This is a genomic window from Providencia sp. AGC89, assembly GCF_053543535.1.
Genome location: NZ_JBIXLP010000002.1, coordinates 50,621 through 76,030, shown reverse-complemented (window position 1 = coordinate 76,030; position 25,410 = coordinate 50,621). Strand labels below are relative to the sequence as shown.

Sequence of the window (25,410 nt, the reverse complement as noted above, 5' to 3'; positions counted from 1 at the left end):
CATTTGGTGGGTATTGCTATCACTAAAACACTAAGAAAGTTTGGAGCGGGAAACGAGACTCGAACTCGCGACCCCGACCTTGGCAAGGTCGTGCTCTACCAACTGAGCTATTCCCGCATCACGAAAATAGTGCTTTAGCTAAAACACCAAGAAAATTTGGAGCGGGAAACGAGACTCGAACTCGCGACCCCGACCTTGGCAAGGTCGTGCTCTACCAACTGAGCTATTCCCGCATCACCATTTCTAGGTATTCCACGTGCCGACTTAACTACAAAAACTTCATCGGTACGGGGAGCGCATTATACGAAAAATTCAGATTCTAGCAAGCCCCTAGACCCAAATTTTTAATTTTTTTATTCGTTTGCCGACAAAATAGTCACAATGGTGATTTTATCAACAAACGTTGTAAAAATCTGATTTCAATACATTAACATTGGTAACTTACTCAACAATAATACTTATACCAGCCTATTGACCGCAGATTTATAAACCTTTTCATCCTTTAATAAATGTCTCTCGATAATAAGCTAGCTCAGCGACTGATTCACGAATATCATCAAGGGCTTGGTGAGTATTTTTCTTAGTGAAACCCGCTAAAATCTCAGGTTTCCAACGGCGAGCAAGCTCTTTTAGCGTACTAACGTCAAGGTAACGATAGTGAAAATAGCGTTCTAATTCAGGCATATAGTTGAACAGAAAACGCCTATCTTGCCCAACACTATTACCACAAATTGGGGATGCCCCCTGAGGAACCCATTTTTCTAAAAACTCAATAGTGGCTAACTCCGCTTCACGCTCACTCACTGTACTTTTACGTACGCGCTCAACTAACCCACTGTTGGTGTGAGTATTCACGTTCCATTCGTCCATTAACGCAAGTTGCTCATCAGTCTGATGTACTGCAATTACGGGGCCTTCTGCTAAAATATTAAGATGACTATCTGTTACAATAGTGGCAATTTCAATAATGCGATCACGAACGGGGTCGAGACCAGTCATTTCTAAATCGATCCAAATTAAATTATTCTCATTCTTTTGCATGATATACCCTAACTGCATTCTATGAAGTTAAGGTATGATAGCACTGTTCATGCCTTAAGTGACAGGTATTGCCTTAGCAAGCTCTACTAACAACTTACTGTATAATTGATATTCTAAACGACTACCAATAGCGAAGAGAGGACAGGTGGCTAAACAGAAACTTTCCAAAGGCCAACAGCGCCGCGTTCAGGAAAATCATCAAAAAAGGCTTAAAAAGCAAAAAACAGTTGAGATTGATGATAGCCAATTAGGCGAAGCGCAAGAAGGCCTAGTCATCAGCCGGTTTGGGCAACATGCAGATATTGAGGCTCTCGACGGCACAATACAACGCTGCAACTTGCGTAGGACCATTTCATCTCTGGTGACTGGGGACAAAGTGGTATGGCGCCCTGCCTTAAACACACAAAGTGACATTAAAGTTAATGGTATCGTTGAAGCTGTGCATGACCGCCACTCAGTATTAACTCGTCCAGATTATTATGATGGTTTAAAGCCAATCGCTGCAAATATTGACCAAATCGTGGTGGTTTCAGCGATTTTACCTGAACTGTCTCTCAATATTATCGATCGCTATCTTGTGGCTTGTGAAACCATCGGAATTCAACCCATTATCGTGTTAAACAAAGTCGATTTACTCGATACAGAGAATCGCGAATGGGTAAGCGATTTAATGACTATTTATCGTGATATTGGCTACCAAGTTCTCGAGGTCTCTAGCCATACTAATGAAGGAATGGAAGCACTTACTAACATACTAGCAGGTAAAATGTCGGTATTTGTAGGGCAATCCGGTGTCGGTAAATCTAGTTTACTAAATACGTTACTTCCGCATAATGAAGAGGCGATTCTCGTTAATGACGTTTCAGACAACTCTGGGTTAGGCCAGCACACAACGACAACAGCGCGTTTGTATCATTTTCCGCTAGGTGGTGATGTGATTGACTCCCCCGGAGTTCGTGAATTTGGTTTGTGGCATTTAACCACGGAACAAGTGACGAAAGGATTTGTCGAATTTAAAGAATACCTTGGTGGTTGTAAATTCCGTGATTGCAAACATTTGGATGATCCTGGTTGCTTGCTGCGTGAAGCCGTAGATACAGGGAAAATTGCCGAATCACGCTTTGAAAACTACCATCGCATCTTAGAGAGTATGGAACAGGTCAAACCCCGCGGTAACTTTACAGCGAAAGACAAGTGAAGTTAGTGAGCGCTTACAAATTTGTTGTTTACGGCTCTAAATAGTTCTAAGTAGTGTTCGGCAGTAAAATTGGGTAACCCCAAAGACATGTATTTCCCTGTCACTTAGGTACCCCCTACTACCGTTTGAAATATGGCGAGTAAACTGTGTACAATAGCCGCCCTTTTGCTAACATACCTTTAAAAACCAGAGGTTAACGTGCTAGATAAATTTAAAATTCGCTTGCAATATATGCTTCCAAAACAATGCCTTACTGAATTCGCAGGCTGGTTTGCGAGCCGAAATGCAGGGTTTCTGACACAATGGGCAATTAAGCTGTTTGTAAAAGCCTATAAAGTGGATATGAATGAAGCCCAAAAAAGTGAATTGACCGCTTATTCTACCTTTAATGAGTTTTTTATCCGTCTGCTAAAAGAAGATGCACGCCCAATCGTTGAAAAAGATAATCAACTTGCCCAGCCCGCAGACGGTGCGGTGAGCCAACTTGGTTCAATTAATGATGGCATTATTTTTCAAGCAAAAGGCCACAATTACACCGTTGAAGCATTACTCGCTGGGCAATATCAATTAGCTGAGCATTTCCGCGGTGGCCAATTTATTACGACTTATCTATCGCCAAGTGATTACCATCGTGTCCACATGCCATGTGATGGTTTGCTCAAAGAAATGATTTATGTCCCTGGTGACCTATTTTCTGTGAACCCACTGACGGCACAAAACGTCCCGAATCTGTTTGCGCGTAATGAGCGCTTGATTTGCGTTTTTGACACTCCAGTTGGTTTAATGGTGCAAATTCTTGTTGGTGCAACCATCGTAGGTAGTATAGATACAGTCTGGAGCGGCTGTGTGAATGCGACTCGTGAAGGTGTAATCAAGCGTTGGGTTTACCCTGAATTAGGTTCTGAAGGTGCTATTTTCCTGAGAAAAGGCGAAGAAATGGGGCTTTTTAAACTTGGTTCAACGGTGGTTAACTTATTTGAAGCCAATAAAATCAGTTTTAACCCATCGCTGATCCCTGGTTATGCTACACGTATGGGTGAATTACTCGCTGAAACTGTAGCAGATCAACCAGCAGAAGAACCAACTGAAGTTAAGTAAATCACTCATTCCTTAAAGGAGCTCCTTACTGTGCGTTTGATTATCAGTTTTTTTGTTAGTCTGTTAATCGTTTTTTCTTCCGTTGCGGCGTCTACGGCGGCGCAGGATGAAGCACAGATTAAGCAGGAGCTCAAACAACTTGATTCGAGTAAAAACCCCAAAGATGCAGAAATAGCTCAAGCGTTACAAGGCGCACTCAATTGGATAAACGAAACTCGTGATTCTGAAGCTAAAGCAAAATCTTATCAAAAAGCTATTGATGATTTCCCTAATATTATTAAGGAGCTAAGACAAAAGCTACTTAACGAAAGTGATCAACCTGCCCCTATCCCAGTTGGGATTAGTTTAGGGGAATTAGACCAGCGTATTATTCAACTCAGTAGCCAATTACTGGACCAAAGCCGTCTAACCCAACAGGAGCAAGATAAAGGCCGAGAGATCAGTGAGTCATTAAATGTACTGCCACAACAACTTTCTGAAGCAAGGCGTATACTCACTGAAGCAACATCACGCTTTCAATCCCTTAGTACTCCATCAACGCCTTTGGCTGAAGCCCAGTATACCTTAGCTCAAGCGGAAGTAAGTGCTCGCAAATCAGCCGTTAATGAATTAGAAATGGCGCAGTTGTCCGCCAATAATCGCCAAGAAATTTCACGTATTACTTTAGAGTTATATAAAAAACGTTATCAACGCATGGAGCTTGAGCTTCAAAAATTACGTGACTTTCAAAATACTCAACGCCAACAAAAAGCCATTTTAGCTTTAGAACATACAGAAATGTTGGCTGAACAAGGTGAATTAACGCCCTTTTTGAAAGAACAGCTTGATGTCAACCGTAAAATGTCACAAGAATTAACGGCTCAAGCTCAACGTATGAGTGCGATTACCACCAGCCAATCGGAAATCTCTACCAGTATTCGCGATGCTCGCCAAGCATTAACAACCATTCGCGAGCAAGCTCAATGGATCAGTAGTTCGAGTACTCTAGGGGAAGCATTGAGGACACAGCTTTCTCGTTTGCCAGATATCCCTAAAAGCCAGCAACTTGACCGTGAAATGGCTGATTTACGAGTCCAACGCTTAAATTACGAAGATAGCCTTGATAGACTAACTAAAATTGATACCCGCGAACAAGAAACGGCTAATGAGCTAAATGCAGCCCAAATTCAGGTTTATCAATCTTTAATCAAAACACGTCGGGAGCTATTAACCTCGTTGATTTCAGGCCTTGACGCTGAAATGTTAGAACTGACAAAGTTAAATGTTGCGACAGGGCAATTAACAGATGCATTAAAAGAAGTAAAAGATGCGTCTAACCGCTACCTATTTTGGGTAGCTGATGTCCCGCCAATTAGCATCAGTTATCCCGTATTGCTAGTCACAGATATTACCCAGTTACTGTCACTTGATACCTTGTCCCAGCTTGCTGGCGCACTCAGTGTTATGGTGACAACCCAAGATACTTTTTTATATCTTTTAGGTTCAATAGCACTGGTCATTTTTAGCATCAGTACTCGCAAACATTACCAAGCATTCCTTGATCGCTCCAGTTTACGTATCGGTAAAGTGACGCAAGACCGCTTCTATTTAACCATCCGTACTATTTTCTGGTCGATTATTGTGGCACTGCCATTACCAATGATGTGGTCCGCTATAGGTTATGGGTTACAAAGTGCATGGCAGTATCCGATGGCCGTTGCCATTGGTTTTGGCGTGAGTGCAACCACACCACTTTTATGGCTGTTTATGATCAGTGAGACCTTCTCTCGCCCAACGGGGTTATTTATTTCCCACTTTGGTTGGGACAAAGACGCTGTCAAACGAGCGATGCGTTATTACCGTATGGCTATTTTTGTTATCGTCCCTCTCGTTATGGCCATTATCACCTTTGAACATTATAGTGATAGGGAATTTGCGGCAAGTATTGGCCGTTTCTGCTTCATCTTTTTGTGTATCGCATTAAGCCTAATTACTAATAACCTACGTCGCTCACAAATTCCGCTGTATATAGATAGACATGGGTCTGGGGAAAATATTGTTAATAAAGCACTATGGTGGATGATATTACTCGCCCCCATCATTGCCGCATTTTTCTCTATTTTAGGCTATTTTTCAACATCACAAGCCCTACTCGCCCGCTTAGAAACCTCCGTGGCAATTTGGTTTGTGATCCTCATTATATATCACACCATTCGTCGATGGATGTCGATGCAACGCCGTAAGCTTGCGTTTGAGCGTGCTAAGCAGCGCCGTGCAGAGATTTTGGCACAACGAGCCAAAGGTGAAGATGACAACCAACAAGCAAGTGCCAGTAGCGAAGGGAATATTGATATCGAAGAACAGGTCATTGACCTTGATACTATCAGTACCCAATCTGTTGGGCTGGTACGCTCAATTTTAACCATGATAGCCTTGGTATCACTTATTTGGCTGTGGTCAGAATTACACACTGCATTTTCTTTCTTAGAAAATATTCGCTTATGGGATGTGACTTCCACAGTAAATGGTGTTGATACTATTCAGCCTATCACGATGGGTTCTATCTTTATTGCCATTTTAACGATTATTGTAACGGCTCAATTAGTTCGTAACCTTCCAGCTTTATTGGAACTTGCAGTATTACAGCATTTAGATTTAACGCCAGGTACTGGCTACGCTATCAGTACACTAACCAAGTATGGTATCACCCTTATTGGTACCATTGTCGGCTTCTCTATGTTAGGGATTGACTGGTCAAAACTTCAATGGTTAATCGCGGCAATGGGGGTTGGGCTTGGCTTCGGTTTACAAGAAATTTTTGCCAATATTATTTCTGGTTTGATGATTTTATTTGAAAAACCAATTCGTATCGGGGACACCGTGACTATTCGTAACTTAACGGGTAGCATCACCAAAATCAATACCCGGGCAACGACCCTAACAGATTGGGATAGAAAAGAAATTATTGTGCCGAACAAGGCTTTTATTACCGAGCAATTTATTAACTGGTCACTTTCTGACACTATCACCCGTATCGTTATGACCATCCCCGCACCATCAGATGCCAACAGTGAGTTAGTGACTAACACTATTTTACGCGCAGCGAATCGCTCTACGATGATCTTAGATAACCCAGCGCCAGAAGTGTATTTGGTTGATTTACAGCAAGGGATTCAAATATTTGAGTTACGTGTCTATGCAGCTGAGATGGGGCACCGCTTACCGGCTCGTCATGAGATCCACCAAAATATTTTAGTTTCCTTTGCTGAACAAGGGATTACCTTACCATTCCCACCATTCCAAGCGAGGGTCGATGTGCGCGATAACTCACTGCAGAGTGCAACTAACAACCTCTCTGGGCGTAATCCTGCTCGTAAGTCTGGGGAGTTGTAAACCGATTATGTCGCTAGAGCCACAGCATCAAGATGAGCTAATTAAGCTGAGGATTGCCCAACTTGAACGAGTTGGGTCAATTTTATTCTTTTTGATCCCATTAATTATCTTATTAATCGTTGGTAAAAGTTTCGCATTTAATACACTCTACCTATGGCAAGCTTATTGCTTAGTCTACATTGTGATATTTCGCATGATGACGGCGACGCTTTCTTCTAAAGAGGTACAGCTGAGTATCCGACGGGGGTGGGGTTATAACCGCTTTTATCGGTTGAGTTGGAGCTACCTGATATTGTCACTACTTATAATGGCAGGGGCCAGAATTATCTCCGGCCCATCAAACTAACAATCAACTGGCTTTTTTCCCGTAGGATTTAATATAACTTTCAGCCAGTTTCTGCGCTTGTTGTAAGTCTGCGCTCTCTAATTGCTCTTCAATTTTACTTTGCAAACGGCGGCTCTCCGCATTGCCACTATAAACTGCGGTAGATAACCATGCATAAGCTTGCTGTAAGTTTTTCTTAACACCACGCCCTTCTGAATACATCACCCCTAAACGGTCTTGGGATTTGGCATCTTTTTGTTTGGCGGCTTTTCTAAACCAAAAGACAGCTTTTTCATCATCTAAATCAACACCACTGCCAATCGAATACATCTGAGCAATATGGAATTGGGCAATAACATTACCGCCTTGAGCGGCTTTTCTAAACCAAAAAGCGGCCTTTTCTAAATTTTGCGGGACGCCCAAGCCTTGAGCATACATCATTGCCATATTGGTTTCAGCGCGGGTATCACCATTTTCCGCCGCTTGCTCATACCATAACATCGCTTTATCATAGTCACGACGAACACCAAAACCATTCACAAACATGGTGCCAAGCCTAAACTGTGCGTCAGAATTCCCTTGGTTCCCAGCCCGAACAAACCAATCCGCTGCGGCTTTCGAGTCTTGAGAAACCCCGTTACCTTTAAAATAACGTTCTCCAAGTTGGAATTGAGCTTCAGGGTCACCTTTTTGCGCTAATTGTTTAATCTGCTCTATCGTGGGTTCTTGCTCTGTGGTTGCAGCAGTAGGAGCTGCACTCGGTGTTGCAATTAATACTGAGCTATAAAAAACAGAACTCACCAACAATGCTAACGCAATTTTTTTCATCCTAAGAAACCCTCAACAGTGCTATATCCATTAATATCGACCCAAACACCTAGACCCCTAGTGTAAATTTTCTCTTTGTGAGAAAAAATAGGAAAAATGACCTAATTGACTTAAAAAGCACGTTTCGCCGAATTTCAGTCCCAACTGGCTAGCTTTCTAAATTAAGTATAAATAAGTTGGGTAAATACCATACTTACCCAACTTATTACTGAAGGGCTTACCTCAACACTATACGTTACTTAAGTATTTGTTTCTTAAATAACGAGCAACAGCATCATCACTATTTGAACCGATCACTTCCATCGTCGGTAACGCATCCTTCAGTAACTGGTGGGCATTTTGCATAATACAACCCTTTCCAGCCATGGTAAGCATCTCTTTGTCATTCATGCCATCACCAAATGCGATACAATCATTTGTAGCATAGCCATGTAACCCAGCAACTTGCTTCAAGGCCTCACCTTTAGAAACCGCCCCAGCCATAACTTCAAGACAGCTACGCAAAGAAAATGTGACATTCACTTTATCTTTCCAGCGATCCTGAATTCGCTGCTGCAAATCCACTAATAGATCATGATCTTCACTGGTGTAATAAACTTTGCAAACTTCTGAGGTTTTAAAGTTATGTCGATCAAACAGTTGATAATTAAACACCGATTCTTTGAAAAACTCTTTTTGCTCTGGGCTTTCTCGGTTAATAAACCAATCATCACCATGATAATAGTTAGTGACGAGCTCTGGGTTATCAAATTCCATTAGGCAAAGCTCATGGGCGATTTGGGCATCAACATTGTGCTCAAAAATCAAGTCACCCTGTGTGTTATGAATACGAGCACCATTTGAAGTGATCATATAAGCATCGATGCCTAAGCCATCGCGGATTTGTGCAACGTCCACGTGATGGCGCCCAGTAGCAAACACAAAATGAATATCTTGTGTTTCAACTAACTGTTTTAATGTGTCTTTGGTATAAGACGTTAAGTCATGATTGGGAGATAGTAATGTCCCATCTAAATCGGAGGCAACTACTGGATATTTCATATTCAAACCCTAACTAATACTGCTCAAAAAAATCACAGATAGCGTTGAGTGCCATAGCTCTTAACGCATCCACTTCAAATAGGATTTCATGGTGTGCCCCTTCAATGACGAGAGGTAATTTTTCTTCTCTTCCTATTTGCGCTTTTTGCCGACTTTGGCAAAAAGCTTGTAGCTCTTTGTTGCTGACCACTTTTTCTTCGCTGGCTTCCAACACCATCAGTGGTACATCAATGTCCCCCGCTTTCGCAATTAGCTCATCGCCCATCGCAAAACTCTCACGCAACCAGTGGTATGTTGGCCCACCTAAACGTAATTCGGGGTAATCCGCATAGTAACGCAAATAACGCCGATAACGCTCTGAGCTGTGTGTTAATACATTGATTAAATAAGGTAAAGGCTGCCACTTACCTGTTGATGCCGCATAATCATTACGCACACTCTCACGCGATTCTGCCCTATCAACAATAAAACTCGCCATCCAACGAGGCATTGGCAGATTGATACCAATCATCGGTGCGCACAGAGTCGCAGCATCAAAGGTGAGGCTATCGCGCAATAAATACCCTGCAAGAATTGCGCTCCCCATAGAATGCGCCAATGCGTAACATTTTGGGTAATGGCGATACTTAACCTCTAATTCGATAAATTTTTCAAAATCATCAATATAGTCAGTGAACTTTTCAACATGCCCTTTTTGAGGGTCTGTCAGCATACGGCCTGAACGCCCTTGACCACGATGATCTATAATAAATACGTCATAGCCTAAATGATAAAAATCATATGCTACTTCAGGATACTTCACATAACTTTCACTTCGACCAGGTGAAATGACGACCGCTTTATGGTGGGTAGGATGAATAAACCGGACATAATGAATAGGGATATCATCAACACCAAGGAAATTAAATTCTTCACGGTGCTGCCAGAAATCTAAAAGGGGGCCATTGGTAAAGGCAGAAAATTGAGTTTCTCGATTCAGCCAGCTTTCTTTTAGGCTTTCAGGCGTCATCCGGTAGTTTCCTTATTTATTCATTCATAACCTTCAAGATGGTCTCGGATAAGCGTCATAAATGCATCCCCAAAACGTTCAAGCTTACGCTCACCAACGCCATTAATTAACAGTAACTCAACCGAAGAGGTTGGTGTATGTTCGGCCATTTCGATAAGTGTCGCATCATTAAATACCACAAATGGTGGGATATTTTCTTCGTCTGCTATCGATTTACGTAATTTACGCAATTTCGCAAATAGCTTCTTATCATAATTACCATGATAAATTTTGTTTTGTTGATTACGGCTTTTTGCCACTAAAACACGAGGAACTGCGAGTTGTAATGCACTTTCACCTCGCAATATTGGCCTAGCGGCTTCGGTGAGTTGCAGTGCAGAAAAGTGCGTAATGTTCTGAGTGATCATGCCTAAATGTACCAATTGGCGGATCACACTAACCCAATGCTCATTACTGTGTTCTTTACCGATACCATAAACAGGCAGCTTGTCGTGCCCTAAATCCCGTATCCGTTGATTATTCGCACCACGCAACACCTCAACAATATAGCCGATACCAAAGCGTTGACCAACACGATAAATACAAGAAAGCGCTTTTTGTGCATCAATTAACCCATCATACTGTTTCGGTGGGTCTAAACAAATATCACAATTACCACAAGGCTGCTGTCGATTTTCGCCGAAGTAGTTCAGTAAGACTAAGCGACGACAGGTCTGAGCCTCCGCAAAAGCGGCTATCGCATTCAGTTTATGCCGCTCGATATCCTGCTGCATACCTGCGGGTTTTTCTTCAAGGCAACGACGCAGCCATGCCATATCTGCTGGGTCATAAAATAGAATTGCTTCGGCTTCAACGCCATCACGCCCCGCACGACCCGTTTCCTGATAATATGCTTCAATATTACGAGGAATATCAAAGTGAGCAACAAACCGTACATTGGATTTGTTGATGCCCATTCCAAAAGCCACTGTTGCAACCACAACTTGTAAGTTATCTTTTAAAAAGGCGTCTTGTACCCACTCTCGTTGTGAAGCCTCTAGCCCCGCATGGTAAGCTGCAACACTCAAGCCTCGTTTTTGCAGGCGCTCGGTGGTTTCCTCAACTTTATTACGGCTATTACAATAAACGATCCCCGCCTTCCCTTTTTGGCTTTTAATAAAAAACCAAAGTTGATCCAAAGGCTTATATTTCTCTACTAGGGTATAACGAATATTTGGTCTATCAAAACTGCTCACATGAACCAAAGGATCACGCAGCTCTAATAAGCGAATAATATCTGCTCGAGTTGTTTCATCTGCGGTGGCCGTTAATGCCATAACGGGGATATCAGGCAAAGATTGCCTTAACTGACCTAATGAACGATATTCAGGGCGAAAATCATGCCCCCATTGTGAAATGCAGTGCGCTTCATCAACCGCCAGCAAACTGATATTCCAATTCGATAATTGGCTCAGAAAATAATCAGTCAGTAACCGCTCAGGGGCAACATATAATAATTTAATGTCACCACGGCTACATAATTCCATGATTTGGCGCTGTTCTTGGGAGGTTTGCGATGAATTTAGACAAGCCGCACTGACACCGTGTAACCGCAATTGGTCTACTTGGTCTTTCATCAGTGAAATAAGAGGAGAGACCACCAAGGTAACCCCTTCTTTTACTAAAGCAGGCACTTGGTAACATAAGGACTTGCCGCCCCCTGTTGGCATTAACACTAAGCAATCACGATTATCAAGGATAGCCCCAATAACTGCATCTTGCCCAGAGCGAAATGACTGGTAACCAAATGTACTGTTAAGCACATTTTCAGCCAGCGAAAGTTGGTTAATGACACAAGCAGTTGACACAAACTTCCTCAATCTATAAAACAAGTCGCTGCCCAGTTGAGCAGCGAATTTGTTGATTCATCAAAAGATATTTAGCTCTAACTAACAAAATCAGGTTGAGCTAACCTTAGATTACAACATGTCGTTTAACATAACACCGATACCAAATCGAGTTTGGCGATAGTTGTAGTCTATCATTGACTCGCCATATCCGCTAAACAACTGAGTATAAATTCGCACATGTTTACTAATTGGATAGCTCCAACCTAATTCAGCACCGCCATAACCGGTGTTCCAGTTATAACGACCCGTGGTTGTAAACACACTGTCACCCAGCGCATAACCGACTTTCAGGCGGTAATATCCCATATATTTTGTGATATCTGAGTTATCATCGCTACCTTCGCTTTCATGAATACGGTACCAAGGTTTTAGGTCAACTTGCCAATTGCCATTTTGTGCCATCATCCTTGCATATACCCGATTCCAGCTACGTGAGGTTGGGTCGGAACGACCATTTGATTCATGGTTAAAACCAGTTTCAATTTCACGCAAAGTCCAGCCACCCAGTTGATAATCGGTTAGCCAGCCGACAAAAACCTGCGGCTCATAATTGGTTTCACGAAAAGGAGAAGATTCTTTTTTATTGCTCAGTTGCCACCAAGAACGTTGTGTATACGAGACCGCGAGAATGGAATCATCCCCTGCAATCCCCTCCCATAAAGGAAAGGCTAAACTTAATTGAAATTTAACTTCATCTTTTAATGCATCATCCCCCCAGTTGTAGCTCGAAATCGCATTTTTATTTATCGAGGAAGTATAGGTGTAAATGATGTAATTTGATTCATACGGATACAACACAAAAGGGTTATCATAATTTTGTAATAACCCTGAAATAATGCTCCCTCTGATTGGTGTGTTGCTCGTTGTATCCTGATTTGACTGGGAATTAATTTCAGTCGCAGATAGAGAAGCAGACCAAAAACAGAGCACGGCACTCAATAACACTGCTAAAGCACGCATTAGTCATTCCTATTTTCAACATCGTCAAAAAAAAGTTTGTCCTATTTTACACATAAAACCCACAGACTGTTGAAAGATTATTCATACGTTTGTTAGAGACATATTTTATACATAATGTTAACTTATCATTTACATTTTATTCAAAGGATGAACATGATGAATGACCGTATCTATACCTTAGAAGAAGCCAGTGAGCTAATGAGCCATGCATTTATCTACAAAATGCCTTTTAACCAATTACTCGGCATTAAACTGGCCAATATGAATGATGATTTTGTTCAGCTAACAATTGAAAACCGCCAACAACTCATTGGCAACTTCACTCAAAATATTCTACATGGTGGTGTGATTGCCTCTATTTTAGATGTTGCTGGCGGAATGGTGTGTATTAACCGCATATTGCAGCGCATTGACCCGCTATCACATACAGAAATTGTGGATAAAATGTCGCGAATGGGCACAATTGATCTACGCGTGGATTATTTACGTCCTGGACGTGGTGAAGTATTTACCGCGAGTGCCAGTTTATTAAGAGACGGCAATAAAATAGCCGTCACCCGTTGTGAATTACATAATGAAAATAACCAACATATTGCGACTGCGACCGCTACTTATCTCGTTGGTTGAGTTAGTGTTGTAAATAATTAGTCACTTAGTAAACTATTAACTTGTAAAAAAACCTGAGCAATGTCACATTAGTGGCATCAAAAATCGAGCCGCACAAAAAACGGCTCGGTATCTCTGTATAAATTTCTTTTAGTTTTTAATTCAATTTCAGAGCCAACAATGAGCCAGCAAAATACTACCAAAGGCGTATTATGTGCCTTAGGCGCCTATTTTATTTGGGGTGTCGCACCTATTTATTTTAAAAGTATCCAAGAAGTGCCCGCAGAAGAAATCCTGACTCATCGTATTATCTGGTCATTTTTCTTTATGATTTTGTTATTAACCGTTTCACGACATTGGAATTATGTCCGTCAAGTACTCAAGCAACCCAAGAAAATATTACTTCTCGGCGTGACAGCGACAACAATTGCTTGCAACTGGTTAATTTATATTTGGTCTGTTAATAATGGTTATATGTTACAAGCAAGCTTAGGCTACTTTATCAACCCATTAGTTAACGTATTGTTTGGTATGTTATTTTTACAAGAGCGCTTCCGTCCTATGCAATGGTTTGCCGTCGCGCTTGCCTTAACTGGGGTATTAATCCAACTTTGGCAATTCGGTTCAGTCCCCGTTATCGGCTTAAGTCTAGCTGTAACATTTGCAACGTATGGTTTATTACGTAAAAAACTTGGCGTAGATGCTCAAACAGGGATGACATTCGAGACATTATGGCTACTACCTGTTGGCGTTATTTTCTTATTATTTTTTGCAGATAGCCCTACCAGTAACATGGCTGTCAATGATTGGCACTTGAATATTCTATTGATTGCCGCGGGTGTTATTACGACGGTGCCATTATTATTATTCACAGAGGCAGCAAACCATTTACGGTTATCCACCCTTGGTTTTTTCCAATATATGGGGCCAAGTATTATGTTCTTGCTGGCGGTCTTTGTGTATGGCGAAGTCATGACCACTGAATTATTAGTAACTTTTGGCTTTATCTGGATTGCATTAGTTTTGTTTACATTAGATGCTTTATATACTCAACAAAAGCTGAGGAAGAAATAAATTATCGCAATTTATATAAAGCTGCATAGTGGATAAACAGTGCCAATTTCAAACACCGACTTTGTTTTTAATATAAAAAGAAAGTCGGTGTTTCATTATATGGAACAAAAATAATTAATTTAATTAATGCAATGACGATAAAAAAGAATATTAATTTTTTATTATGAATAATACTTAGAGTTAATCAAAACCAGATAGATTAATTCTCACACCCCATAAAGAAATCAAAAATAACCATATAAATCAATTAATTACAACAATCTCATTTGGCTTGATTTTATTCTAAAAATAGCTATCATTTAACCTATCTTAAATTCTCATCAATTAACTGACTCTTCTATAAACAACTTATTGATATAAAAGTAATTCTATATTTTTTTCAATTAATGATTGCTTAATAGGAACTTGGTAATTATATTGTACGCCGCTTGTATTCACCCCAGCGGATGGTGATGGTCCGATTCATCACTGACGTTTCATTAAAGTGCGCACGATGACATTTAATTAAAATGTCCTGGTGCGAGGTTTTCTGAAATTGAATATGACGCGTAAGTATTAAATAAAAACAGTGTAGTACTATAGCCAATGTTATAAAGACCAAGCTATATGGCTGCATTTTAGGTTCACTCTCCCTGAGTATTCAGACAGAGTTAACGTTGTTAAGGGCTTTTGGGAAGGGCTTCAAAATGCAACAGAATACCGTTCAAATGAAACGCGTACTAACCACTCCTGCGTTAGTTTTTTTCGGGCTGGCCTATATGGTACCACTCGGAATTTTCACCACCTATGGGCAAGTTACTGTATTAAGTGAAGGGCATTTGCCTGTCGCTTATTTGATTACATTAGCCGCTGTCTTTTTTACTGCCATGAGCTATTGCAAAATGACTAGCGCACTTCCACTTTCTGGATCTGCCTACTCATATGTACAAAAAACTTTCGGCGGCACACTTGGCTTTTTAGTTGGTTGGGCACAATTGCTCGACTACCTATTCCTACCAATTATCAACTACATCGCGATTGGGATCTTCGTTCATGAAGCTTTCCCTGATATTCCAATGTATGTGATTATTTGTAGCACCATCACAATTGTTAGCATTATGAATATATTGGGGATCAAATTAGTTTCCTCAATGAATATGCTAATCATTTTAATGCAATTTGTGTTTATCGCTGTATTTTTATACCTAAGCTTTAAAACATCATTTGTATTAGATGCAGATGCCTTATTGGCGCCAATTACGGTTATGGCAGATCAAGCCTCTGGGCTGTTTGCAGGTGCCGCAGTGCTGTGCCTAGCCTTCCTTGGCTTTGATGCAATTTCAACCATGGCAGAAGAAACCAAAGATGCACGCAGCGCATTACCTAAAGCAATCCTATACACTGTGTTTATCGCTGGAACGCTATTTGTCGTTATCTCCTACGGCGCACACCTCGTTTATCCAATGTGGCAGGACTTTATTCCTAATACCGATGTTGCTAGCCTTGCTGTGATGAAACAAGTCGGTGGCGCAATGATGGCATCGAGCTTTATCACCGCCTATGTTATTGGTGTATTTGCCTCAGCGATGACCTCACAGGCCAGTATTGTGCGGATTTTCTATGCGATGGGCCGTGAGGGCGTACTGCCGCGTTCTTTATTTGCTTATTTACATCCAAAACTCAATACGCCTGTTTATTCCATTATTTTTGTGGCTATCGCTTCCCTGCTTTCGTTAGTTTTATCCCTAAGCATGGTTGCATCGATGATAAGCTTTGGTGCTTTGATTGCCTTCACTTTCGTGAATTTATCCGTAATCAAACATTTCTATATTGACCGAAAAGCGTCATTAGATAATACAAAAATTGTCACATGCCTGATAATGCCGTCCATTGGTGTTATCTTAACCTTATGGTTATGGACAAGCCTTGATAGCGAAGCCTTTAAAGTCGGTTTATGGTGGTTAGCTGCTGGTGCTGTTTATCTCACCCTGCTCACCCATGGCTTCACTCGTCGTCCTCCTGCAATTTCTGATGACGAAACTGAGATGATTATTAACTAATCATTTCATACTTTATAAATAATTACGGGGGAGCATTTGCCTTCCCCGTTGTTTTTTTAGCTTTGTTGCTTCTAAAGCACTACTGATACAGACGGTTTACTATGAATAATCCATTTGCTGATGTTATTTATTTTAACGGTTATATCTACACCGCAGATAACCAGAATCGCGTAGTTGATGCGATTGCGCTCCGTGACGGCTATATTCTCGCAACAGGCACCTCAGATGAACTTCATCAATATGTTGGTCCTGAAACAGAAAGTATCGATTTAGAAGGCAAAATGATGATGCCCGGCATTATTGATGGCCATATGCACCCATTTTGGGGTGGCATTCAATTGTTCGGCTGCCATTTGAACTATGAATCTTTGACTATCGATCAAATTTTAGAGCGCGTTCAAGACCATTTAGATAAAGACCCTCGTACCGGTGAAAATGATTGGCTAAAAGTAACCGCTTGGCTACGCCAAGGAATGCTCCCTGCAGGGGTTGATATGTACCGTGAAGACATGGATAAACTGAACACTCAGCGCCCTGTCGTCCTGTTTTCCAATGATTGCCATACATTGCTCGCCAATAGCCGTGCACTCGAACTCTTTGGCATTACCAAAGAAACCCCTGAGCCCCCTGATGGTAAAATTGGTAAATATGAAAATGGCGAGTTAAACGGTATTTTAGAAGATGCCCCTGCCATGCGTGCAGCCGACAGCATTCCTTCTATTCGCGATGACCAAGCTATTGAAGTTGCTGAATTAGTTCAAAAAGTATTGAATCAACAAGGCGTGACTATGGTCATGGATGCTCGGGTTTCTGAACAACAACTCGAAGCATTTTCACAATTACAACAACGCGGTGATTTAACGCTCCGTTTCCAAGCGGCTCGTGAAATTACCCCAGATGAAACTCCTGATGTGGCATCCGTTGCTAGCGCGGTGGATAAAGCCGTTGCATTTGCCAAAAAATGGCACCAAGCAGATTGGACACCGGCTCCAGGAATAGGATTGAATAATATTAAGATGTTTGTTGATGGCGTGATGCAGTTTCCAACCATGACCGCATCATTATTACAACCATATCGTATTAATCAAGGTACTGATGATGCCCCTAATTGGGTCGAAACTAATAACTATGGCGACCTCTACTTCACTGCCGAAATCCTTGATGAACTGATGGAAAAAATAGCAGCGGCAGGTTATGACCCACACTTACACACTGTCGGCGAAGGTGCTGTGTCAATTGTATTAGATGCGATTGAAAAAATGCGAGCGGCACACCCCGAAAAAGATATTCGCCCAGGCTTAGCCCATAACGAACTAGTACATGCAGATGATTATGCACGCTTTGCCCGCTTGAAAACCATCGCTTGCCTATCTTTCCAATGGGCAGCACCAACACCTGAGCTCGCTGCTTTTGAAAAGAAAATGCTAGGTGATGAACGTTTTGAACAATTAGAACCTATCGCTAAATTTGTCGATGCAGGTGCTGTTGTTGCTTTTGGTAGTGACTGGCCAATTGATGATTTTGACGAATGGTATGACTTAAAAGTGGCAGCTACACGACGTGGGCGTGATATTAATGGTCAAAAAGCGCCAAGACTGGATAATGACCGCAACCTTACTGTTATCGAAGTTTTGCGCTCAGCAACTATTGATTCTGCTTATGCGCAACACCGAGAAGATGTACTTGGTTCACTCGAAGCAGGCAAATTTGCCGATATGATAGTGCTAGATCGCAATGTATTTGAAATCCCAGCCGATGATATTGAAAATGTAAAAGTATTGCGCACAATTATCGGTGGAAAAACCGTTCATATCGCTTAATTATACTTTTATATTATTTAAATGAATAAATACCCCAATACTAATAGTAGCGTTGGGGTATTTTAATTAGGTGCTTAAAACCACAAACCTAACTGTCTAGGTTTGGATCGAGCCCCGTTGGTTAATAATAACTAACGGGGCTTTTTCATTTCTGATCCAAAAAATAAGCTTGAACCAGAAAGGCTCAAGCACAGAATCACAGCGTAACAAACTTTTATATTCCTCACACCTGTTATTACGATAATAAAAAGTATATTTTAAAATTAATAATCATATAATATAACAATAAACAATCTCGTTATAAATTATCGAAAAATATTAACGAGAATATATTATTATAAGAAAATGACTAAAAATATTTCTTTGTAAAAATAGCGCTTGCAAAAGAAAAAAGTTATAGCTAGTATTCACAACGTTTTATATTCATCAACTAACTGCAAGGAGGTTTACAATGTCAAAAATTAATCAAACTCTTTGCGGGCACTGTCAAAAATAGCCATTCTTTAAAAAAAGATCCTATTCATATTGGCCCGCTAAATAACCTTATTTTTAATATTTAAATGAGTAAATAGCTTATGGGCAATACCCTTCATTTCGTTAGCGAACACGTTAGTTATATCGCAACGAAAAATACATGGATTGAAAGCAAAGCGATCCAACAATTACAAACAACGGCAAACTTACCAGATATGATATCTGTTGTTGGTATGCCTGATCTTCATCCAGGCCGAGGATATCCAATTGGTGCGGCATTTTTCTCTACTAAACGCTTCTATCCTGCATTAGTTGGTAATGATATCGGCTGCGGTATGAGCCTGTTTAAAACAGATATTAAACAATCAAAAGTTAACCTCGATAAATTAGAAAAACAGTTATCTCAGATGTCAGATCATGCCTCATTAGCATGGCTCGAAGAACATGTGCCAGACACAATGAGAACATGTGAATTTATGGCATCATTAGGCTCTATTGGTGGTGGGAATCATTTTGCAGAGTTCCAAACCATTGACCAAGTATTGCACCCTGAATTATTTGCTACGAGTGGGTTAAATAAGCAACAGCTACTGCTATTAGTTCATAGCGGCTCGCGTGGTTTAGGCCAATCAATTCTTCGACAACACATTGAAAAATATAACCACAATGGGCTTCTATCAGGCACTCGTGATGCTGATAATTACCTTAAAGCTCATCAAGGTGCTTTACATTTTGCACAGGTAAATCGCCGTCTTATAGGGCTACGCATGCTGCAACAGGTTAAATCAACTGGTGAACTAAGCCTAGATGTTAACCATAATTTAGTCGAGGCATGTCAAATTAATGGCATAACTGGGTGGTTACATCGTAAAGGAGCAACCCCTTCAGACCGAGGGCTGGTAATTATTCCTGGTTCGCGTGGCGATTACAGTTATTTAGTCGCACCACAGGGAAATGACGCTTGCCTGAATTCCCTCGCTCACGGCGCTGGGCGCAAATGGATGCGAGGGGAGTGTAAAGGCCGCCTATCTCATCGCTACACACCTGTTCAATTATCTCGAACAGAACTAGGTAGTCGTGTCATTTGCGCCAATAAACAACTGATTTATGAAGAAGCCCCACAATCGTATAAATCAATTGATACTGTGATTGAAAGCATGGTGAATATTGGAGTAATCCAAGTGGTGGCTAGGCTTAAACCTATCATTACCTACAAAACCAGTGGGGAGTGTTAATCATGTTATTACAATTTTCCTCTGCACAAGGCCCTGAAGAATGCTGTATTGCGGTTGAAAAAGCACTAGCCTGTTTTCTACAAGAAGCGAATAAACACCAAGTTACAGTCAATTTGTTAGAGTCTGTCCCATCGAAACAAGGGTTAAAATCTGCATTAGTTTGCCTGGAAGGTGAAAATACAGAAACATTAGCCAATACTTGGTGTGGCACTGTTCAATGGCAATGTCAAAGCCCCATCAGGCCTCGCCATAAACGGAAAAATTGGTTTCTCAATGTCACGCGTTTTTCAGCGATCAAACCTATTGAAGAAAGTGAGATTGAGTTTGAATTTACTAAAGCCCAAGGCGCGGGTGGGCAGCATGTAAATAAAACGTCTTCTGCAGTTAGAGCAAAACACATTGCCACAGGTATTGCGGTTAAAGTCCAGTCTGAGCGTAGTCAACACGCAAATAAGAGACTCGCAAGGCAATTAATCCAGTGGAAACTCAGTGAGTATTACTCACAACAACTGAGCTCATTAGACAAACAGCGACATCATTCCCATTACCAAATAGAAAGGGGAAATGCTACGATCACTTTTGTTGGAATAGAGTTTAAGCGAAGTAACTAACTAATTGGGGTCCACTCTGAAAGGTGGACCCCCAACGTGACCTATTACATACGATATTGATGTGGAATAAAGATCTGGCAGCCGTGAATAGTAAAATCTGCTGACAGGTTGTTATCTAAAGAGTGACTTTCTACTGGCTTTAGTGCCGCCATGTGGTTCGATAATAAAGTTTCTTGTGTACCCTCTCTAAACCCTTCGATAACTGGTGCTAAATTCTGTGGCTCAAGTACTTTACGATAGGCTTTAGCCTGCTCTTCTATAGTTTGCGGTGGGCTTTGGGGAAGAAACGCGCTACTTTGATTTGCTTTAATCAACGATGAAATCTGTACTTGCTCTTGGGGATTGTAGTCTTTCTTGATGATATCAACATATTTAATGACTTCACTATTTATTTCTTTAAATAGATATTTCATTTCTATATTATTATTGAAGCTTGATAGAAAAGCATGTTGAATAAGCGGCGGTTTTGAGGCGTAAATTTTAGGTAGAGTGTATGTTATATCCGATATTTTACCTATCCCCTCCTGAAACTTATCAAGCGTACTTATTAGCTTTTTATCTACTGCAACATCATTATATTCACTTAATTCATGAATCAAATTTTTTACGTTATCAAGCGTTCCATAATTAGATTTCATAATAAAACTCCTTTTTAAAGTTAAGCTACTATTAACGTAGTAAAATAAAATATCGTTATTAACGTTAAAATACAAATTTATAGTTTGTATGTTTTAAAAGTTTATTGTTGAAATCTTGATAAGATAGCTTACTATCTAACAGTATCTAGAATATGAAAAAACTAATTAAGATACTGTTTCAGTTAAAAACCAACCGGCTATACTTTCACGTATCAATTTAGTTGGTAAAACCTCATGGGGAAACTCTTCTGACATAAAAAAGACCATACGCCCCGCAATCGGCTCTAATGTAAACAGTTGATTACCTGTTTGGTCGTAAACCACCAATTCACCACCATCACTAGGTTGCCATGATTCATTCATATATAAAACCGTCGTGACCTTACGCCGCCCAACACCCCTAGGGTTATCGACATGTCTCTTATAAAAACCACCCTGTGAATATCGGCAAAAATGCGTTTCAAAACCGCGTAAACCTAGGTAAAGTTGACGGTTGATTTCCTGTCTTATTTGTTCCATTTTCTCCATATAATCACAGATAGGAGCCCCCATTTCAGGTTCTAACCAAACAGTTTGGTCACCTCGAATTGCTTTATTCCCCTGTAACAAATTACGGTGACCAATACGTGCATCTTGCAGTGTTTCTGGAATGCAATCCTTGATAGCTTTTATATTAGGCGGGATCAAGAAACCGTCCCACACATACCAGCCCTGTGTAGAGAGTGAATCAATAAGTTTATTAATTGACATGATAAATACTAGAAAGGTTATTCGGTAAAACTTTATACGCTAAAAAAACAAAAAGATAAAATTAAAAGCTTAAATCTTATTGATTAAACTATCGAATCAATCTTTCTAACTAAAAACCCTTTATTTTTCATTATGTAAGTATTTTTAATCATTTGATTGAATAAGGTACCTATATAAATAAGTACCTTACACTAATAAATTATTTCGATTGATTTATTTTACAGATTAAAAATCAAACAATATTATCAGTGTGTTATTCCACACCATGCCGTCTTTCCAAAACAACTGTGTTTAGCAACAAAAACGAGAGGTTTATGTTGAGTTTCAACCAGTGCCTCTACAGATGAAGTCATTTCCTGAGACGGCTCTAGCGCCGCTGTCATTTCAATAAGTGCATCTGGTTTCGCTGTTCCAATAAGTGCATCTGGTTTCAGCAACGCCTCTAACCAATCACCCTTAATACCCGGATATTTCGTGCTAACTTCGCTCAGTTCAATCTGAAGAGAACTAAGTTCCTTCTCCACTAATTCACTATCCCTATTAACTACTGCAATAAAATCAAAAATCCGACTTTTTAACCCACCCACATTAACAAAGTTGACTGCCTTATATGTACTTGTTGATTTGATAAATGTCTTTATATTTTTTTCTTTCTTGTTAAAAAACTCGCCTAGTGATTTAAGCTCGTCTCTCTGCTCTTTGTCTCTGACCTTTATTTTCTGTTTAACCTCATCCATAATTTTGTTCATTTTGACTCGATTAGGATGCTCAGACTGCTCTAATTGTATTTTTACTAATTCCATATTATTTGACATTTCATCTATACTGTTTTTATATCTCTTTAATAAGCCATTTATATCTTTAATTTTATTTTTTATATTTATCAATCTTTCATTTAGTGCAGAAATACGTTTACTATCCATATAATTAAGCTCCATTTATTACCATTACGTTAGCCATGAACTACAATTTAATATTAAAAGATAAAAATAAAAAAACAAATTAATAGATCATATAAAAAATCAAAACAAATAAACTAAATAGTTTTAGAGATACATAATATAATTATTATATTATATATAACACCACCTAGAACGGTGGTGTTATATTTGAAATTTATGGTAACTATAAATTCTCTAGCCGTGCATATGAAGCCACTAGCCATTTAATCCCTTGTCCTTGAAAGGCTATCTGTAAACGACAATGTTCACCGCTGCCTTCTAGGTTAATAATAGTCCCCTCACCAAATTTAGGGTGCATTACCCGCTGGCCTAGCGCATAACCTGAATCATTTTGACTGATTGGTGTACCAAGGCGTTGATGGCTAACCGGACGAGAAACTGTGGCTCTTAGGCGAACTTCTTCGACACATTCAGTCGGTAGCTCACCAATAAAGCGTGATGGACGGTGATAGACTTCTTTACCGTATAACCGACGACTTTCTGCATAAGTAATGGTAAGTTTTTCCATTGCTCGGGTAACCCCCACATAAGCGAGCCGACGCTCTTCTTCAAGACGTCCGCTTTCATCCATTGACATTTGGCTGGGAAACATCCCTTCTTCCATTCCGACAATGAATACAACTGGGAATTCCAAACCTTTGGCTGAATGCAAAGTCATCAATTGAACAGCATCTTGGTTGGCATCCGCTTGCCCTTCCCCTGATTCAAGAGCTGCATGTGATAGAAATGCCTGTAATGGCATTAAATCTTGGTCTTCTTCTTGGTAGCTAAAGTCACGCGTTGCATTCACCAACTCTTCCAAGTTTTCGATACGCGCTTGGGCTTTTTCGCCTTTTTCCTGCTCATACATTGCACGCAAACCAGAATCGTGAATAACCCTATCTGCTTGAACATGCAATGGCATATCTTGCGTTTCTTTCGCCAACGCTTCAACTAACTCTAAAAAACGCTCTATTGCTGCCGCAGCTCGCCCTCCAAGTACTTGCTCACGAAGTAAGTACTCACAACTTTCCCATAAAGTTAATTGTTGATCTCGTGCTGTTTGGCGAACGGTATCCAAAGTACGTTCACCTATTCCTCGTGTTGGCGTGTTGACCACGCGTTCAAACGAGGCATCATCATTACGATTTGCTATCAGTCTTAAATAAGAAAGTGCATCTTTGATTTCCTGACGTTCAAAGAACCGTTGGCCGCCATATATGCGATAAGGCATGTTAGTTTGAATTAACGCCTCTTCAAGTACACGCGATTGGGCATTACTACGATATAACATGGCACAATCTTTTAACGCCCCGCCATTTTCTTGCCATTGTTTAATACGCCCAACAATATAGCGGGCTTCATCTAATTCATTAAATGCACAGTAGAGTGAAATGGGTTCACCATCCCCTCCTTCTGTCCATAAATTCTTGCCTAGCCGATCACTGTTATTCGCAATTAAAGCATTCGCCGCTTTTAATATATTATTTGTCGAGCGATAGTTTTGCTCAAGACGAATTGTTTCTGCACCGGGGAAATCATTAAGAAACCGTTGGATATTCTCTACTTGGGCACCACGCCAGCCATAAATTGATTGATCGTCATCACCAACAATCATGACCTTGCCTGTTTCCCCTGCTAATACTCGAATCCATGCATATTGAATATTATTAGTATCTTGGAATTCATCCACTAAAATATTAGTAAAACGTTCACGGTAGTGTTGTAATACATGGGGTTTATTCAACCACAATTCATGAGCTCGAAGTAACAGCTCAGCGAAATCGACCAAACCTGCTCTATCACAAGCCTCTTGATACGCCTGATATACTTTCAACCACGTCGCTTCAACAGGGTTACCATAGCTTTCAATATGTTGGGGCCGTAAACCTTCATCTTTTTTGCCGTTGATGTACCACATTCCTTGACGTGGGGGCCATTGTTTTTCATCTAAATTCATTGCTTTAAGCAAACGTCGAATTAAGCGATATTGGTCATCACTATCTAAGATTTGAAAATCCTGCGGTAAATTGGCATCCATATAATGTTGGCGCAACAAGCGGTGTGCTAAACCATGGAATGTGCCAATCCACATCCCACCTTCACTACTGCCAATCAACTGATTGATTCGATGGCGCATTTCTGCCGCTGCTTTGTTAGTAAACGTCACTGCCATAATAGAAAATGGTGATGCATTTTCCACCGACATTAACCAGGCAATTCGGTGTACCAATACGCGAGTTTTACCACTGCCCGCCCCCGCGAGCACAAGTAAATTAGTACGCGGTGCGGCAACCGCTTCGCGTTGTTTGTCATTGAGACCTTCAAGCAGATAAGAGACGTCCATAATTACCATCAAAGCAAAGCAGTGGAAAATACCACTGTGAGGTTGTTAACAAAGGGGAATAAAAACGTAATTTCCCACTTTGTGTTATCAATCAAAAACCAATAAATTGATTTT

At 40.5% G+C, this 25,410-nt stretch carries 20 protein-coding genes and 2 tRNA genes; 10 read left to right on the top strand and 12 right to left on the bottom strand.

Annotated features, from left to right (window positions below):
* Positions 1-41 precede the first annotated feature (41 nt).
* From ACIPUA_RS01110 to orn, 3 genes are all read right to left on the bottom strand, one after another.
* Positions 42-117: transfer RNA gene (locus ACIPUA_RS01110), tRNA-Gly, on the bottom strand.
* Between the two features lie 40 nt (positions 118-157).
* Positions 158-233 (bottom strand) — tRNA-Gly (locus ACIPUA_RS01105).
* A gap of 262 nt (positions 234-495) precedes the next feature.
* Positions 496-1,041: an oligoribonuclease gene (orn, locus tag ACIPUA_RS01100; RefSeq protein WP_042845823.1), complete on the bottom strand. Its 546-nt coding sequence runs from the start codon at positions 1,039-1,041 to the stop codon at positions 496-498.
* Between the two features lie 145 nt (positions 1,042-1,186).
* On the opposite strand from orn, the gene rsgA reads away from it, so the two are divergent.
* The 4 genes from rsgA (at position 1,187) to ACIPUA_RS01080 (ending at position 7,055) form a co-directional block, all read left to right on the top strand.
* Complete coding sequence (rsgA, locus tag ACIPUA_RS01095) at positions 1,187-2,239, top strand: small ribosomal subunit biogenesis GTPase RsgA (RefSeq protein ID WP_042845824.1); 1,053 nt, start codon at positions 1,187-1,189, stop codon at positions 2,237-2,239.
* A gap of 198 nt (positions 2,240-2,437) precedes the next feature.
* Complete coding sequence (gene asd / locus ACIPUA_RS01090) at positions 2,438-3,337, top strand: archaetidylserine decarboxylase (RefSeq protein WP_042845825.1); 900 nt, start codon at positions 2,438-2,440, stop codon at positions 3,335-3,337.
* A 30-nt stretch (positions 3,338-3,367) separates the two neighbouring features.
* Positions 3,368-6,709, top strand: coding sequence for a miniconductance mechanosensitive channel MscM (gene mscM / locus ACIPUA_RS01085; RefSeq protein WP_449059194.1), 3,342 nt, complete (start codon positions 3,368-3,370; stop codon positions 6,707-6,709).
* A 7-nt stretch (positions 6,710-6,716) separates the two neighbouring features.
* Positions 6,717-7,055, top strand: a complete 339-nt coding sequence (locus tag ACIPUA_RS01080; protein ID WP_048605800.1) for a hypothetical protein — start codon at positions 6,717-6,719, stop codon at positions 7,053-7,055.
* A gap of 3 nt (positions 7,056-7,058) precedes the next feature.
* Here the strand turns inward: ACIPUA_RS01080 and ACIPUA_RS01075 are convergent, their stop codons facing one another.
* The 5 genes from ACIPUA_RS01075 to pldA form a co-directional block, all read right to left on the bottom strand.
* Positions 7,059-7,862: a tetratricopeptide repeat protein gene (locus ACIPUA_RS01075; protein ID WP_042845828.1), complete on the bottom strand. Its 804-nt coding sequence runs from the start codon at positions 7,860-7,862 to the stop codon at positions 7,059-7,061.
* 228 nt (positions 7,863-8,090) lie between these two features.
* On the bottom strand, positions 8,091-8,903 hold the full coding sequence (yigL, locus tag ACIPUA_RS01070) for a sugar/pyridoxal phosphate phosphatase YigL (RefSeq protein WP_042845830.1): 813 nt from the start codon (positions 8,901-8,903) through the stop codon (positions 8,091-8,093).
* 13 nt (positions 8,904-8,916) lie between these two features.
* Positions 8,917-9,912, bottom strand: a complete 996-nt coding sequence (gene pldB, locus ACIPUA_RS01065; RefSeq protein WP_042845831.1) for a lysophospholipase L2 — start codon at positions 9,910-9,912, stop codon at positions 8,917-8,919.
* A 20-nt stretch (positions 9,913-9,932) separates the two neighbouring features.
* On the bottom strand, positions 9,933-11,759 hold the full coding sequence (gene recQ / locus ACIPUA_RS01060; protein ID WP_048605799.1) for an ATP-dependent DNA helicase RecQ: 1,827 nt from the start codon (positions 11,757-11,759) through the stop codon (positions 9,933-9,935).
* Between the two features lie 111 nt (positions 11,760-11,870).
* The gene (pldA, locus tag ACIPUA_RS01055) at positions 11,871-12,761 is read right to left on the bottom strand and encodes a phospholipase A (RefSeq protein ID WP_187549490.1); all 891 of its coding nucleotides are present in this window, start codon (positions 12,759-12,761) and stop codon (positions 11,871-11,873) included.
* Between the two features lie 156 nt (positions 12,762-12,917).
* Here pldA and ACIPUA_RS01050 point away from each other — a divergent pair, with 156 nt between their 5' ends.
* The 6 genes from ACIPUA_RS01050 to prfH all read left to right on the top strand — a co-directional run bounded on the left by ACIPUA_RS01050 (position 12,918) and on the right by prfH (position 20,620).
* A complete protein-coding gene (locus tag ACIPUA_RS01050; RefSeq protein WP_042845835.1) occupies positions 12,918-13,388 on the top strand; it encodes a thioesterase family protein in 471 nt (156 codons plus the stop codon).
* Between the two features lie 159 nt (positions 13,389-13,547).
* Positions 13,548-14,441, top strand: coding sequence for an EamA family transporter RarD (gene rarD / locus ACIPUA_RS01045; RefSeq protein ID WP_042845837.1), 894 nt, complete (start codon positions 13,548-13,550; stop codon positions 14,439-14,441).
* A gap of 686 nt (positions 14,442-15,127) precedes the next feature.
* Positions 15,128-16,480: an APC family permease gene (locus ACIPUA_RS01040; RefSeq protein WP_042845838.1), complete on the top strand. Its 1,353-nt coding sequence runs from the start codon at positions 15,128-15,130 to the stop codon at positions 16,478-16,480.
* 101 nt (positions 16,481-16,581) lie between these two features.
* Positions 16,582-18,300 (top strand): amidohydrolase, encoded by a 1,719-nt coding sequence (locus ACIPUA_RS01035; protein WP_042845840.1) that lies wholly within the window; start codon positions 16,582-16,584, stop codon positions 18,298-18,300.
* 575 nt (positions 18,301-18,875) lie between these two features.
* Entirely contained in the window at positions 18,876-20,009 is a 1,134-nt protein-coding gene (locus tag ACIPUA_RS01030; protein ID WP_449059193.1) for an RNA ligase RtcB family protein, read from the top strand.
* Positions 20,009-20,620: a peptide chain release factor H gene (prfH, locus tag ACIPUA_RS01025; protein ID WP_226693414.1), complete on the top strand. Its 612-nt coding sequence runs from the start codon at positions 20,009-20,011 to the stop codon at positions 20,618-20,620. The genes ACIPUA_RS01030 and prfH overlap by 1 nt, the downstream gene beginning before the upstream one ends.
* 44 nt (positions 20,621-20,664) lie before the next feature.
* Here prfH and ACIPUA_RS01020 read toward each other — a convergent pair whose 3' ends face one another.
* The 4 genes from ACIPUA_RS01020 to uvrD form a co-directional block, all read right to left on the bottom strand.
* Positions 20,665-21,258: a hypothetical protein gene (locus tag ACIPUA_RS01020; RefSeq protein WP_449059192.1), complete on the bottom strand. Its 594-nt coding sequence runs from the start codon at positions 21,256-21,258 to the stop codon at positions 20,665-20,667.
* Positions 21,259-21,423: 165 nt separating this feature from the next.
* Complete coding sequence (locus ACIPUA_RS01015; RefSeq protein ID WP_042845847.1) at positions 21,424-22,008, bottom strand: 2OG-Fe(II) oxygenase; 585 nt, start codon at positions 22,006-22,008, stop codon at positions 21,424-21,426.
* A 245-nt stretch (positions 22,009-22,253) separates the two neighbouring features.
* On the bottom strand, positions 22,254-22,931 hold the full coding sequence (locus ACIPUA_RS01010) for a hypothetical protein (protein ID WP_449059191.1): 678 nt from the start codon (positions 22,929-22,931) through the stop codon (positions 22,254-22,256).
* A 202-nt stretch (positions 22,932-23,133) separates the two neighbouring features.
* Complete coding sequence (uvrD, locus tag ACIPUA_RS01005; protein WP_048605792.1) at positions 23,134-25,296, bottom strand: DNA helicase II; 2,163 nt, start codon at positions 25,294-25,296, stop codon at positions 23,134-23,136.
* Positions 25,297-25,410: the final 114 nt, after the last annotated feature.